The 14,504-nt window shown below is 59.3% G+C and carries 13 protein-coding genes; 2 read left to right on the top strand and 11 right to left on the bottom strand.

Going from position 1 to position 14,504, the window contains the following annotated elements; genetic code table 11:
• Positions 1–240: 240 nt before the first annotated feature.
• On the top strand, positions 241–591 hold the full coding sequence (locus HMPREF2967_RS09965; protein ID WP_070686269.1) for a hypothetical protein: 351 nt from the start codon (positions 241–243) through the stop codon (positions 589–591).
• Between the two features lie 57 nt (positions 592–648).
• On the top strand, positions 649–903 hold the full coding sequence (locus HMPREF2967_RS09960) for a hypothetical protein (protein WP_070522137.1): 255 nt from the start codon (positions 649–651) through the stop codon (positions 901–903).
• A gap of 134 nt (positions 904–1,037) precedes the next feature.
• Here HMPREF2967_RS09960 and HMPREF2967_RS09955 read toward each other — a convergent pair whose 3' ends face one another.
• From HMPREF2967_RS09955 to ruvC, 11 genes are all read right to left on the bottom strand, one after another.
• Complete coding sequence (locus HMPREF2967_RS09955) at positions 1,038–1,580, bottom strand: DUF421 domain-containing protein (protein ID WP_185963378.1); 543 nt, start codon at positions 1,578–1,580, stop codon at positions 1,038–1,040.
• Between the two features lie 101 nt (positions 1,581–1,681).
• Positions 1,682–3,790, bottom strand: a complete 2,109-nt coding sequence (locus tag HMPREF2967_RS09950; protein WP_070686267.1) for a bifunctional metallophosphatase/5'-nucleotidase — start codon at positions 3,788–3,790, stop codon at positions 1,682–1,684.
• A gap of 171 nt (positions 3,791–3,961) precedes the next feature.
• Complete coding sequence (locus HMPREF2967_RS09945) at positions 3,962–6,259, bottom strand: RelA/SpoT family protein (protein ID WP_070686265.1); 2,298 nt, start codon at positions 6,257–6,259, stop codon at positions 3,962–3,964.
• A 34-nt stretch (positions 6,260–6,293) separates the two neighbouring features.
• Positions 6,294–6,848 carry an adenine phosphoribosyltransferase gene (locus tag HMPREF2967_RS09940; protein WP_070522126.1) on the bottom strand — a complete coding sequence of 185 codons (555 nt, stop codon included), beginning with the start codon at positions 6,846–6,848 and terminating at the stop codon, positions 6,294–6,296.
• Complete coding sequence (locus HMPREF2967_RS09935) at positions 6,845–8,455, bottom strand: ABC transporter substrate-binding protein (protein WP_083312612.1); 1,611 nt, start codon at positions 8,453–8,455, stop codon at positions 6,845–6,847. Before HMPREF2967_RS09935 ends, HMPREF2967_RS09940 begins: the two co-directional genes overlap by 4 nt.
• Before the next feature lie 3 nt (positions 8,456–8,458).
• A complete protein-coding gene (secF, locus tag HMPREF2967_RS09930; RefSeq protein WP_070686261.1) occupies positions 8,459–9,610 on the bottom strand; it encodes a protein translocase subunit SecF in 1,152 nt (383 codons plus the stop codon).
• 2 nt (positions 9,611–9,612) lie between these two features.
• Positions 9,613–11,460 carry a protein translocase subunit SecD gene (gene secD / locus HMPREF2967_RS09925; RefSeq protein ID WP_070686259.1) on the bottom strand — a complete coding sequence of 616 codons (1,848 nt, stop codon included), beginning with the start codon at positions 11,458–11,460 and terminating at the stop codon, positions 9,613–9,615.
• Positions 11,461–11,646: 186 nt separating this feature from the next.
• Entirely contained in the window at positions 11,647–11,979 is a 333-nt protein-coding gene (gene yajC, locus HMPREF2967_RS09920) for a preprotein translocase subunit YajC (RefSeq protein ID WP_070522112.1), read from the bottom strand.
• A 39-nt stretch (positions 11,980–12,018) separates the two neighbouring features.
• Positions 12,019–13,104 (bottom strand): Holliday junction branch migration DNA helicase RuvB, encoded by a 1,086-nt coding sequence (ruvB, locus tag HMPREF2967_RS09915; RefSeq protein ID WP_070522109.1) that lies wholly within the window; start codon positions 13,102–13,104, stop codon positions 12,019–12,021.
• Between the two features lie 15 nt (positions 13,105–13,119).
• Positions 13,120–13,728: a Holliday junction branch migration protein RuvA gene (gene ruvA, locus HMPREF2967_RS09910; RefSeq protein ID WP_070686257.1), complete on the bottom strand. Its 609-nt coding sequence runs from the start codon at positions 13,726–13,728 to the stop codon at positions 13,120–13,122.
• Between the two features lie 41 nt (positions 13,729–13,769).
• Positions 13,770–14,381, bottom strand: coding sequence for a crossover junction endodeoxyribonuclease RuvC (gene ruvC, locus HMPREF2967_RS09905; protein WP_070686255.1), 612 nt, complete (start codon positions 14,379–14,381; stop codon positions 13,770–13,772).
• Between the last annotated feature and the right edge of the window lie 123 nt (positions 14,382–14,504).

Below are 14,504 nucleotides of genomic sequence, written 5' to 3'. Positions count from 1 at the left end.
GGCCTTTCCCATTCCAACCGCCCTTCCCCACCTGGACTAAGAATTTCTTAGCCTTGAGCTGTTCATTTGGCAAACTATTCGCTACGCCCACACACTACCGTGCAGCAAACCCCAGCTCACATACGACGGACAGCAACCACACAGATTCATCAGTTGATCGCTAGATCCCTTGCAAAACCCGCAATGTCTCAGTAGCATCTGTGAGGTCTTTGAAATTCCCGAGATGTATAAGGAACGAGAATGAAGCTCTTCTCCCGTAAGGCCCTTGTTGCTGCTGCTACCACCGCTGCCGTTTCCCTGTCCGGCGTGACCGTTGCTACCGCTGAGACCGCCAACGATAACACCGCCGCGGTAAACGAACCCACCAACGACGCTCCTAAGTCTGAGGGCGAGGACAACAACAAGAAGGACGACAAGAAGGACGACAAGAAGGACGAGGAGTCTTCTTCTTCCTCCTCCGATGACTCCGAGGGTTCCTCCATCTCCGACATGAAGCCGTCCGAGATCCGCGACTGGATCGCTGTCTTCACCGCCATCATCGGCGCTCTGGGCACCGTCTTCGCTTTCTACAACAAGAACTTCGCGAAGTAAGTCAGACCCACTTAAGTCAGACTTTCCGTTCACATTCGAATCAGATTAGGAAATCCTATGAAGTTCTTCTCCCGTAAGTCCATCGTTGCCGCTGCTACCGCTGCAACCATCGCTTTCTCCGGCACCGCAGTTGCTTCCGCAGCTCCGGTTGAGGATGACAGCTCCTCCAAGGCTTTCTTCGCTCTCTCCTCCGACGATGAGGGTAACGTCAGCCCGAAGGAAATCCGCGAGTGGATTAAGGTCTTCACCTCCATCATCGGCGCCATGGATGACGCAATGCGTCTCGGCGATAAGCTCGCTGGTATCAAGTAAGCCACACGCGCCGCTCTCTCCCCTTGCGCAATCCGCGCAGGGGGAGATTTTTCGTTTTCCTGGACAGCGGATTCAACGCCCAAACACGACGCGGCTTCTCAGCCCGGCTACTCTTGCAACCTAGAAGACTGTTCCTAGTCCTGTGCATCTACTTCCTCGATGCGCTCGGCGCCGAGAACGTCCTTGAATACGGAGGCATCAACAAGCTGGCCTCGTCGGATGACGGAAATCTGGCCGGTTGGCTCCAGGATCATCAGTTGCACATCGCTGCGCCGGCCGAGGCCAGCTTTACGCACGGCGGAGTTAATGTCTCTTTCAGTGATGTGGGCGAAACTCATATTGTCTTCCTGCAGCTGCCCCTTATAGACCAGCAATACCGGCTTGCGGTCAATAAACCGTGACCACGTCACCAATTGGCGGAATGTGCCGAAGGCGGCCTCCAAAAGCATGAGGGTAAACAGGCCAATGATGCCGGCGGCAAGCGTCGGTGGGTTGCCCACAATAACGCGGCCCGAGACCGCACCAAACATAATGATGATGACAGCATCAGAGGCAGTGATGGACGTCAGAACACGGCTGCCAAAGAGCTTGACCAAGACCATAAAGGCCAAATAAATCCCCAGCGTCGCGAGCATCACCAGTGGGATTCGGTGAGGCTCGATACCTAGCTGGTACATTGCCTCGCGTCCAAACAGCCTCAGTGTATCCACAGCTTTCCACCATACCTTCCGCACGAGGAAAGCCCGCACGATAGTGCGGGCTTGTGCATCAGTACAGACTAGATGTTGAACTGCTTGCGCAGCTGCTCAATCAGCTGCTGCACCGGTGCTGGGAGCGCAGCAACCGGCATGTTGATGGCACCAATCACAGCGGCAATGGCGGCGGCGATAGCGGCGGTGATACCCACACCTAGGCCGATGGAGGAAGCTGCATCCTTGGCGGAACCAGTATCCTTCGGGTCCTTCGCGTCGTCGTCACCGTCGAGGGAAATCGGAAGGGCGGCTTCAGTGCCAGCATCGGTAGTAATGAGCAGCTTCTGCTCGCCCTTCAGCCCCTCCGGGATGGTGAGCTTGACGGTTGCACGCCCGCGCTCGCCGAACTGCTCGTCACCGGGCTGTGCTGCGTTGTCAATGTCTGCCTCGGCCTTAGCGTCACCCAGTGCAACGGTGACCTTCTTAGCCTGTGGCTCTTCTGCGTTGGAGTAGTTCAGGGAGGAAAGGTCGACTGTGATCTCCTCCCCCGGCTTCAGGTCACCAGACACGTGGGCACCAATCTGGCCCTGGCCGGTGCGGACCTTGGACTCGCCGGAAGCGATGTAGTCAATCATCGCCTGGGTGTCCATGTAGCCAACGTCATTGCGGTTCTTGATGGAACCGGGCTCAAAGAAGCCATCGCCGCCGGCCTCCGTCTCGCTGGAGGCAAGGAAGGAGGACAGAGCAATGCTGTAGTTCTTCTCCGGGTCAATCGGTTCACCGTTAATGGTGACAGACTTAACGCGCTTGCCCTGCTCAGCCTTCTGGTCGTAGACAACGGTGACGTTGTTGGACAGGCCCAGAGCCAGGCGCGGGCGGGACTGGCCAGGCTTCCACTGGTTCTCCAGTGCGGTGATGAAGGCAGCGCCGCTGACCTCCGCGGTAATCACGGAGTTACCGAAAGGCTGGACGGCAAAGATGTCCTGGTAGGTAACATCACCTTGCTTGAGGTCGGCGCGCACACCGCCCGCGTTCATGACACCGATTTCGATGTCCTTGTCCGTCTGCTTAGATAGAGCAAAGCGCTGGCCATCGGCAATAAAGTTGTTGAGGGTCGACTCCACACCGCGGTTGGTACCGGTGTCCTTGCCCTCATCAGAACCGCGGTACATGGCCTTCTCGGTGGTACCAGCAGTCTTGGCACCCTCAATCTCCGCTACCTTCTTTGCTTCCTCGACGATCTTAGCCACCTCGGGGTCGTCTTCGAGGCCCTGCAGCTGGGCGAAGACCTCTGCGTTGGCCACGTCGTACTGCTTGAGATCAATCTTGGTGATTTTCTTCTCGGCTTTGTCGAAGGTGATGTCGGCGTCGTTAAGCACCTTGCCGTACTCGTAGCCCTGTGCCCAGTACAGCGGCATTGCCCCCTCACGAGCAACCTCGCCCTGGGTCTTAACGTGAGTATCACCGCCAAAGAGGATATCCACATCCTTGCTGAAGCCCTCCGCGTACTGCTGAGCGTCCTCGTGCATGAGCGCCACAACGACGTCAGCCTTGCCGGATTCCTTCAGTCGGCTGGCTTCCTTATTGGTGGCCTCGACCGGGTCGGAGAACTCGACGCCCGGGATGGACGCAGCGGACACCTTGTACTTGGTGTTCTCGGTGACGGTACCAACGAAGCCCACCTTCACGCCGTCTACCTCCTTGACGAAGGAAGCATCGAGCAGAGGCTTGCCATCTTTGGTGACGTTGGCGCCCAGGATCGGGAAGTTGGACTGGTCCTTGATACGGCCCATCAGGTCATCGGTGCCCTTGTCGAACTCGTGGTTGCCCACGGCCGTGACATCGAGATTCATAGCATTGAGGGCCTCGTTGGTGTACTTGTCCTCAGAAATCGCAGACACGAAAGCGGAACCACCAACGTTATCACCGGAGGAGGTCAAGGCGTACTCCTGGTCCTTGTTGACGGCCTTGATGAGCGCAGCCATGCGAGCAGCGCCCATCTCGGAGTAACCAACCAGTTCCTCGGATTCCTTGTCAAAGTTTTCGGCCAGCTCAAGGTGGCCGTGGAAGTCGGTGAAGTTGGTGACGGAAATGGTCACCTGGTCGGCCTCAGCGGCGAAGGCAGGCGCGCCGGAGACGGCAACGGCGGTGACGGTGGTGGCGGCCAGAAGCTGGCCAAAGCGACGGAAGTTCACGTGGATCTCCTGGGTATGAGAGAAATCTTGTCCACGTGTTTATAACGCATCCATCACGATTGCGCAGCGCTTGCTGATGCCACGACCAGCGCGTTCACCAAACATCTCCCCTAGTTTCACCCAGGCGCAACCTCCCGTTCAGCCACACACCCCCGGTTGAGGGGTGATGCCTTAAGCCGTGACGCGATAGACGTCGAAGACGCCCTCGGTGTTACGCAGGGTTGTCATCAACTGCCCCAGCTGCTTGGTGTCAGAAACCGAGAAGGTGAAGCGCACAGTCGCAATGTGGTCATCGCCGCGATTGGAGGTCATCGACAATACGTTGAGGCTCTGATCGCTAAAGATGCGGGTGAGCTCAAAGAGCAGACCTTGACGGTCAATGGCCTCTAGCTGCAGCGTTGCGGAGAAGGCACCGGAAGACTTCGGCCCGCCAGCCCACTCCACCTGCATCATGCGCTCGGGTTCCGACTTGAGCTTTTCAGCATTGGTGCAGTCAGCTCGGTGCACGGACACACCACCGCCGCGGGTCACGAAGCCAAAGATGGCGTCACCAGGCACAGGCTGGCAGCACTTCGCCAGCTTGGCCATGACGTCCGGGCTGCCCTCCACCAAAATTCCGGTGCCGGATGCGGAATCCTTCGTGTGCTGAGCGCGGGAATTCTCCAGCTCGCTGAGCGGGGTACGAGAAGCCAAGGCATCGACTGCATCGTCCCTGTCTCCGAAGAGCGCCATGAGCTGGTTGGCAACGTGCTGAGCTGAGACATGGCCGGCGCCGATGGCGGTATAGAGCGCATCCACATCCGGGTAGTGCAGCTGCTCGGCTACCTGCTTCATCGAGCTAGCGGTGAACAGCCGGTGCATGGGCAAGCCGCCACGCTGGACCTCGGCGGCCAAGGCATCCCGCCCGGCTTCGAGGTGCTCCTCGCGGCGTTCCTTGGCAAACCACTGCCGCACCTTCGTCTTAGCCCGTGGCGAGACCAAGAACTCCTGCCAATCCCGCGAGGGACCCGCATTCGGATCCTTGGAGGTGAAAATCTCAACTTTATCGCCGGACTTCAGCTCCGATTCCAATGCCACGAGCTTGCCGTTGACCTTGGCACCAATGCACCTATGGCCTACCTCCGTATGCACCGCATATGCGAAATCCACGGGGGTGGAACCAGCGGGCAAATTGATCACGTCACCCTTCGGGGTAAACGCAAAGATTTGCTTGGCGGTCAGGTCATAACGCAGAGAGTCCAGGAACTCATTGGGATCAGCGGCTTCCTTCTGCCAATCCAACAACTGGCGCATCCACGCCATCTGATCCACTTCTTCTTGGTGGCCGGAATTCCTGCCCTTGGTCTCCTTATAACGCCAGTGTGCCGCAACGCCAAACTCGGCGTTGTAATGCATCTCGTGCGTGCGCACCTGCACCTCAAGGGTGGAGCCGCCGTCCGCGATAACGGTGGTATGCAGCGACTGGTAGACGCCGAAGCGTGGCGAGGAGATGTAATCCTTGAAGCGCCCCGGAAGAGCCTGGTACAACGAGTGCACCACGCCGATGGCGGCGTAACAGGAGTTGATGTCGTCGACGAGGATGCGGATTCCGACGAGATCGAAGATCTCCGCAAAGTCACGCCCACGAACGATCATCTTCTGATAAATCGACCAGTAGTGCTTCGGGCGCCCCATCACCTCGGCTTGAATGCCGTTTGCCTTGAGGGCTTGGCTTACCTGGGCCTTGATTTCCTTGAGCGCTTTATCGCGTGAGGGAGCGCGATCCGCCACCATGCGCACGATCTCGTCGTACTTCTTGGGATACAGAATCGCGAAGGCAAGATCTTCGAGTTCCCACTTAACGCTTGCCATACCCAAGCGGTGAGCAAGCGGCGCAATGACGTCAAGGGTTTGCCGCGCCTTCTTCGCCTGCTTCTCCGGCGGGAGGAAGCGCATGGTTCGCATGTTGTGCAGGCGATCGCACACCTTGATGACGAGCACGCGCGGGTCCGTAGCCATGGCCACGATCATCTTGCGGATTGTCTCGGCTTCGGCGGCGGCGCCGAGGGCGACCTTGTCGAGCTTCGTTACGCCATCGACGAGCCGGGCCACCTCGGGACCGAAATCACGGGTGAGGTCCTCCAGCGAATAGTCAGTATCTTCCACTGTATCGTGCAGCAAGGCCGCCGCAACGGTCGTGGTGTCCATGCCGATCTCCGCCGCGATGGTTGCCACCGCAAGCGGATGCGTGATGTAAGGCTCGCCGGACTTGCGAAATACGCCTTCGTGCAGCTGCTCCGCCGTCGCATAGGCCTTGTTGAGAAGCTCCGCGTCTGCCTTCGGGTGAAACTCCCGGTGGATAGACATCAACGGGTCCAGCGCCGGATTGATCTTTACGCGTCCGCCCGTCAGCGAGCGCGCCAAGCGGGCGGACATGCCGCGCACACTGCCCGGCCGCCACGCAGTCTTGTCCTGCTTTTCAGTCGTCATGTCTGCCTCCGCGAAGTAGCTTAGGCATACAACCTTAGTCCTTTGCTCCCATCTGATTGAGCACAATCAGTGGGGAACCTTGCAGTCGCTCACGTCCTTGGAGTCCATTGACCTCCAGAACCACGACGTTGCCCGCTACTTCCGCGCCCGCTGATTCCAGCAGCAATGCGGCTCCGTGGAGGGTACCGCCGGTGGCGAGGACATCGTCGACAAGCACGATGCGCTTGCCCTTAATGTCAATACCACTGTTTGGGATCTCCAGCGCTGCCGTGCCGTACTCCAGCTCATATTCCTGGGTCAAGACAGGCGGCGGAAGCTTGCCCTTCTTGCGGATGGCGAGGATTCCCACCCCCAACTTGTACGCAACGGCGGAACCAAGAAGGAACCCGCGCGCATCGAGGCCACCGACCAAATCGGCACCGAGCTCCTTGCAGGCCTCAGCCAAGCCATCGACCACGGCGGCGAAGGACTCCGCATCTGCCAATACCGGGGTCAGGTCCTCAAACAGGATTCCCTCCTCCGGGAAGTCTTGGACAAGGCGGACCTTATCCTTCAAGGCTTGTGCTGCTGCGACGTAAATCTCGCTCACGACTCTTCCTTAGTTTCGGCTGCTGTTTGTGGGGTATAGCTCCAACGGTCGAGGTTCCACCCGATACCCGCAGGGCCAGTGTAGGGCACCACGCCTGTCACAGCGCGGTCAGTGATAAAGGTCCGGGGCTGCGCGGAGATGGGAATAGACGGTAATTCCTCCCACAAATCCTGTTCCAACGTGCGCAATGCCGACGCATTCTTCACGCTGGAGGCGGGAGCGGAATGCTCACGCATCGGATCTACTGCCCCAAGGTAGACGTCGATCTCCGGCTGGCCTGTCGCGGGATCCGCGGACAATTGTTCGCGGGAAACACGGTCTCCGGAGCGGTCTTCCACGGTGATTCCTGCGGGCTCGCAGGCCGCGCGCAACTGCTCAACCATTGCCTTATAGCGAGGGTTGGGAGCGAGGTAGCCTACACCGATGGTGTAACCGGACAGACCCGACGCAGCTGCGTTGTCGACGGGGACTGTTGTTAGCGAGGCCATCTGGGCCGCAACTGGATCATCGTTGCGCACCGTGCGCACGGTGACGGCAGGAACATCCACGCCTGATTCCTTGGAGGAGGCCTGCGCCAAGCGCTGCGTATCCACGCACGCGGCGAAGGCGGCGCGTGCCCACGGCTGGGCAAAAATCCCAGCCTCAGAGAAAACCAGAGTGTCGGTCAGGCTACCCGCTACAGACTTCACGTCCACCGGCTTCCCCTCGGCATTGCGGTCCAACCACGAGGGTGAAGCCGTGGGTGACTCTGCAACGCGAAGCTCGTCTGAGGCTACAAACGCTGCCGCATCCGCGCTGCTGGGCAACATGACTACTTCACGCACGGCAGGCTTGTCGCCGTAGTAGTTGTCATTCGGCGTCAGAACGATTGAGCCATCATCCTCGACGCGGTCAATCTGATATGGCCCGAAAGAAACCTGCATGTCCGGGTCAAAACGCCCCGGTTCCGTCGAAAAGCCATCGCGCCAAGCCTCCGCCACTGGTTGCAGGGTTGCCACGTCCTGAGCGTGAAGCGCCGCGTTAAGCTCTTCGACGCTCATCCCCGCCCGCTTAGCCATCACGTGCGCTGGGAGAACCGTGCCGGGGCCAAACAAGTAGCGCCACCGCGACCCCGCATCGGACGTAAACCACACGGTGAATTTCTTGCTGTGAGGCGCGCATTCCACTCCGCTGACCTCTTCCATCAGCGGAAGGTGGGAGCCAAAGGTCTCACTCAACTGGCCAGCGGTGTAGGCCAAGAGGTAATCGTCACAGGTCACTGCCTCACCGTCGGCGAAGCGAGCCTGCTCCGTCAGCGTGAAGTCCACGTGTGCCCCGGTCTCATCGCCGTCGGGAGCAAAATACTCCGCGTGGGCAAGATCTGAGTTGGGCACCATCTGCCCGGCTGGGCCCGGTACGTACAGCGCAGGATAGACGCGGCTTGCTAGCTGGGCAGCCCCGACGGCATCGCCCCACGCGGAGGCTGCGTTACTAGTAGCAAGGGGGGAATCGCTCAGCACCGCGAAACGTGATGCCGAAGAGTCCTCCCCCGCACCCTCCTCAGTAGAGCCGCACGCTGTCACGGTGAGGGCTAGGGCCAGCAGTGCCGCGACTGGAGATGTACGCACGGCTTAACGCCCGGGGCGCCAGGACGCCCCACCCGACTCGTCAGTGCGTGACTCGGGCTCAGAATGCGAAGCCGCGGATGGGGAAACGACGGTGTGCGTAGCCTTCGGTTCCTCATCGCCTTCGCCTGCCTCCGTAGGCTCGCCCTCCGCACGGTAGGCGGCAACCACGGCGTTGTGCTTCTTCACGCTCTTTCGCTGGTTCGACAAAGTCACCAGAAGCGTCGTAGCGAGGAAGATTGAGGAGAATACGCCCTCGATAACGCCAATGAACTGCACAAGGGCAAGATCTCGCAGTGTGCCGATACCCATCAGCCATACGGCGACAACGAACAGAGCGATGATCGGCAGGGCTGAGATAATAGACGTGGAGATCGAACGCATCACCGTCTGGTTAATGGCCAAGTTGGTGAGCTCCCCATAGGTCTTCTTGCGCTGGCCTTCCAATCCCGTCGTATTCTCATCCACCTTGTCAAAGACAATGACGGAGTCGTAGAGGGAGAAGGTCAGCACCGTCAGCAAACCAATGATGACTGCCGGGGACACCTCGATGCCAAAGAGCGCATAGATACCGGCAATGAACACACCGTCAAAAATGAGGGCAAGAATTGCCGCAAAGGCCATGTCCCGCTGCAGGCGGACCGCCACGTAAATGGTGGCCAGCACGAGGAATACGGCCATCGCGATGACCATGCGCTTGGTAATCGACGAGCCCCATGATTCCGACACCGTCGAAGAACCGATCGCATCCGGGCTCGGCTTACCGTTGTCATCCTTGACCTGATACTTCTCAAAGATGGCTTGGCGGGCCTGATTAACCTCATCCTGGGTCAGACGCTCGGACGTGATTTCCAGCGTCTCCGAGGAACCCGCGCCCACGATCTGCACCAGCTCTGGGGTAACACCGGTGGCCTCTGTAAAGGTTTCCTCTACCTGTTCGGTGGACAGATCCCCAGCTGGCATGTTGAGCTTCGTGCCTCCCTCAAAGTCCAGAGAGAGATTGAAGCCACGAAGTGCAATAGCCAAGATGGAGGCGATGAGCAGCACACCGGCGATGGTGTACCAGGTCTTGGCCCGACCAACGAAGTCAAATCCACTGCCGTCTACGTAAAGACGGTCAAAGCGGGAAATCTTGCGGTTAGTAGTTTCGACAGCCATGATTACTTCTCCTCATCCGTAGCAGTAGCGACGGGTTTCTTGGCCGGTTTGGCATAAAAGCCGCGTTCGCGGCGCTCCTCCACGAGGTTGTAGATGCCGCCGAGGCCGTTCATCGACGGTTTGGCAAAAGCTGGGCGGCTGCCAAGGAGCTGCATCAGCGGCGCCATGATCAGGAAGGAAACGATGAGGTCGAAGATGGTGGTCAAGCCCATGGTGAAGGCAAAGCCCTTGACGGCGCCAATAGAGAGGAAGTACACCACGACGGAGCCGATAAGCGTCACGGCCTTACCCGTAACAATCGTTGCCCGCGAGCGCTCCCAACCCGTGCGTGTGGCAGATCGGAAGGTGCGCCCGCCCAGGATCTCATCCTTCATACGTTCGTAGTAGACAACGAAGGAGTCGGCCGTGGCACCGATACCAATGATCAAGCCCGCCATGCCAGAAAGATCAAGCGAGTAGCCGATCCACCGACCCAGCAGGACCAGGGCACCGTACAGCATGACGCAGGTGGTGACGAGCACCAACAGTGCCACCGAAGACAGAGCGCGGAAATAGTAGATGGAGTACAGCGAAACCAGAATCAGGCCGACGATGCCGGCGATGAGTGCTGCCTCAAGGGCGGCCTTGCCCAGTGACGGCGGCACGGTCTCCACCGTTCCGCCCGGCTCGCCATTGGAGCCGGTAAAGGACAGCGGCAGTGCACCATAACGCAGGTTATTTGCCAGGTTCTGTGCTTCCTCCTGGGAGAAATCACCCGTGATGGAGGTAGCAGCACCGACCGGGGTCGCGCCCTGGATTACCGGAGCAGAAATCACGCCGGAGTCCAGGGTGATGGCCACCTGCTTTTTCAGGTACTCCTGGGTCAAGGTGGACCACGTCTGCGAGCCATTGGGACCATCGCCGGTCTTGAAGGCGAAGCTGATCTCCATCTGGCCGGTCTGGGAATTCAGGCCGCCCTGAATCGGAGCGTTGCTATCGATCTCGTTACCAGTCAGACGGGTTCCGTTCGGATCCTCAATACCGTCCAGAAGCGGAGCTGGCTTGAGCAGGTAGGGCTGCTGATTAGAGTAGTCGCAAGCCACCAACGGCTTTGCTGGGTCATCTGTTCCGGCCAGTGGGTCGGATTCCGCGTCACACGTCATCAAGCCCAGTGCTGCCGTTTGTTGGGTGGGATCCTCAGACTGGCGGTCCTTAAGCAGAACCTCAGTAACCTTATCGCGGCGCTCAGATTCCTCGAGAGAGTTCGCCGGGGCCGGAAGCGGCTTCTCGCTCACAGTAGGAGCCGGAGACTTCTTATCGTCCTTCTTCTCGCCGCCTTGGGCGGCTGCATCTGCGTTCTGGTTGAGCGCATCGTGGATGGAGGCCAGCGCCTTATTGGCCTGCTCTGGCGTCACGACTCCGTACTTGACCCAGCGGTTAGCCGTATCAGTCATGGACTTCTCAAGCTTGTCCATATCCGGCATGGGCTGCTCGCCCACCGGGCGGAACAGCAGCTGAGAGGTTTGACCCACTGCCTGCGCCTGGGACGCATCTTCGCCCGGAACAGTAATCACCAAGCTGGATCCACTGATGACGACCTCAGAGCCCGAAACACCCATGCCGTTCACACGCTGCTCGAGGATGGTGCGCGCCTGCTGCAGCTGCTCCTGGGTTGGGTCCTCACCCTGCGGAACCAGGGTTACGCGAGTACCACCCTGTAGATCAATGCCGAGCTTTGGGGTTGGTGACTTATCACCGGTCAGAAATATCAGTGCGTAAATCACGATGACAATGAGCGCAAACAGCGCTATCGCGCGCTTAGGCCATTGCCGTTGACGGCTGCTAACGCCACCACGTTTCGAAGCGGACACAAAGTTCTCCTGTGTTGTGTGGAACAGGGCTAAAAATCATAGGTCATGGTAGCCATCTCCACGACGCGATTGAGCGCCATGACGCCACCATGACTAAAGCACAGTCCACCATCGTACGTCATGGACCGCGGTTTTCCTTAACAGGCTTAAGGTGAGGCACCCGCAGTGTGACGAGCGCAACTCGAATTAGAGCTTCGGGAAGCGTTCGTCGTTGTCGCCCTCCGCCTCAGCCGGCGCATCGTTGACCGTGCCAGCCTGCTCAGCAGATCGCACGATAGCCATCGTGTCGAAGGTAATCACGGTGCCGTCTTTAACGCGCAAATCAACCTGCTGCTTACCGGCTTCCACCACGGTGCCGTGCAGGCCGCCGGCGGTAATCACCTCTTGGCCAGGCTTCAAGGAGGACTGCAATTCTTGCATCTGCGCTTGGCGCTTGCGCTGCGCGCGCATTGACATAAAGCTCGGCAAGATAACGAGAATTGCGAGTACAAGGAGTAGAAGAATCTGGGTTCCGTTCATAAATGGTCAGTGTGCCAGACCTCCCCGTCTCCGGGCCAATTAGAAGAGTGTCCCGCCCACTGTTCCCTCGGGTGCCTCAAGCCCTAGGTGGTGCCATGCCGCTGCAGTCGCGACACGACCTCTGCCCGTTCGCGAGATCATCCCCGCGCGCACGAGGTAGGGCTCGCACACCTCCTCCACTGTCGACGGCTCCTCGCCCACCGCGATGGCCAGAGTATTGACACCCACGGGGCCACCGCCGTGCCCTTTAATGAGAGCCTCGAGCACCGCACGGTCAAGGCGGTCCAGCCCACGTTCGTCCACGTCAAAGACCCGCAGCGCTGCTTGTGCTGCGCCAACATTGATGTGACCATCCCCATTGACCTCGGCGTAGTCACGGACCCGGCGAAGGAGGCGGTTGGCAATACGCGGAGTTCCGCGCGACCGAGATCCAATCTCCACCGCAGCATCTTGGTCAATGTCAACCTCCAAGATTCGCGCTGCGCGGGTGATGACCTGGGTGAGATCCTCGGTATCGTAGTACTCCATTTGCGCGGTGAAGCCGAAGCGATCACGCAACGGCCCGGTCAGCATTCCGGCGCGAGTAGTCGCCCCCACCAGGGTAAAAGGCGGAATTTCCAACGGGATAGAGGTAGCCCCCGGGCCCTTGCCCACAATGACGTCAATGCGGAAATCCTCCATCGCCATGTAGAGCATTTCCTCAGCCGGGCGGGCGATGCGGTGAATCTCGTCGATGAAGAGCACATCGCCCTCCATCAAATTCGACAACATCGCTGCCAGGTCACCTGCTCGCTCCAGAGCAGGCCCCGAGGTCATACGAAGCGAGCTTCCCAGCTCTTGGGCGATGATCATCGCCATCGTCGTCTTGCCCAGTCCGGGAGGGCCGGATAGCAACACATGATCTGGCGTTACGCCGCGGTTCTTCGCGCCATTAAGCACAAGGGATAGCTGCTCGCGCACCTTAGGCTGGCCAATGAACTCACCGAGCGACTTCGGACGCAACGAGCGCTCAATATCGTGCTCGCCCTGTTGCTCGGTGGCATCCATATCCTGGTTGCGCTGGAGTGGAGAGTTAAGCTCCACCCCGTCCGGCAGTGAGAATTCTGTGCGTTCTACGTCTGACATGTCACCCACTCTCCCCTATTTCTTGGACCCCAGCGTGCTGAGTGCTGCGCGCAGCACCACTGGTGTCGCCGCCTCAGGCTTTTCAGCCACAACTGATTCCACCACAGGGCGAGCCATCTTGTCCGTAAAGCCCAACCCGACGAGCGCCTCAACAACATCCTCAACAACCGGTCCGGACGCGGTCTGCGCAGCAACCGAAGAATCTCCGCCATCCACCGAAGCAAAAGCTTGAACCTTGTCCTTGAGCTCAAGAATCAATCGTTGTGCAACTCGTTTGCCCACACCCGGAATCTTTTGCAGGCGTGCTGTCTCCTCCCCCGCAATCGCCTGAGCCAAATCGCCGGCGCTCATCACCGACAGGGCGGCCAGGGCCAGTTTTGGCCCCAACCCAGAAACGGTCTGGAGCACGTGGAACATGTCGCGGTCATCGTGGCTCGTGAAGCCATACAGCGTCATCGAGTCTTCCTTCACCACGAGCGTAGTCATAACCCTGGCCTCTTCACCGCGCTGGAGCGTCCCCAACGTGGCCGGGGTGGCAAGGACCTTATAGCCCACGCCGGCACATTCGAGCACGGCGTGATCAAGCTGGATGTCGAGTACTGTTCCGCGCAGAGATGCAATCATTAAATAAAAATTCCTTGGTTCGAAGGGTTATGCCAGTTAGCTTAAGAGGTTGACTTTGCCGCGCGAGAGACAGACGCGGTACGCGGTGAAGAACCCCGTACCCCGCTTGTTCGTGCGCCCGCCCCTATGCCGGCGCTCGCGTCACCGCCGCTCATCCATGCCAGCGCGGGAGCACGCCAGCAGTGACAGACCGCAAGGGCCAAAGCATCCGCCGCATCAGCCGGCTTGGGGGCCTCACTCAGCCCCAAGATACGGGTAATCATGGCTGTCATCTGCTTCTTGTCAGCGCGCCCATTTCCTGAAATCGCCTTCTTCACCTCGGAGGGCGTGTACATGTGCACAGGAATGTCGCGTTCTGCTGCCGCGAGCACCAAGACCCCGACGGCATGAGCGGTCTGCATGACGGTTGACACTTGGCCGCGTTCGAATACGCGCTCGAGCGCCACAACATGCGGCTGGTAGTCATCCATCCATTCCCTCACCGCCACAGATAGCCGCTTCAGGCGTTCCCCCAACTCCTTGTCACTGGGGGTGCGCACGACACCTACTGCGATGGGAATAACCGCGCGCCCACGTCCTGCTTGGACAACGGACAGGCCGCAGCGCGTCAATCCAGGATCAATCCCCATGACGCGCAGCCCTTCCAAATTCACGGCCGCCTCCTCGCCCTACTGATGAACTCACTTGCCTGGGGCATAGTGTACACACATGTGTTCTAGCGCAATCAGCGCCCTGCGAACGATGCCTGCCAAATCAGTCAGGCCCATCCCATCTGC

The organism is Corynebacterium sp. HMSC059E07 (assembly GCF_001814395.1).
GTDB classification, from domain to species: Bacteria; Actinomycetota; Actinomycetes; order Mycobacteriales; family Mycobacteriaceae; genus Corynebacterium; species Corynebacterium hesseae.
The sequence above is the reverse complement of the archived record's forward strand: the minus strand, read 5'-3'. Positions and strand labels throughout refer to the sequence as shown.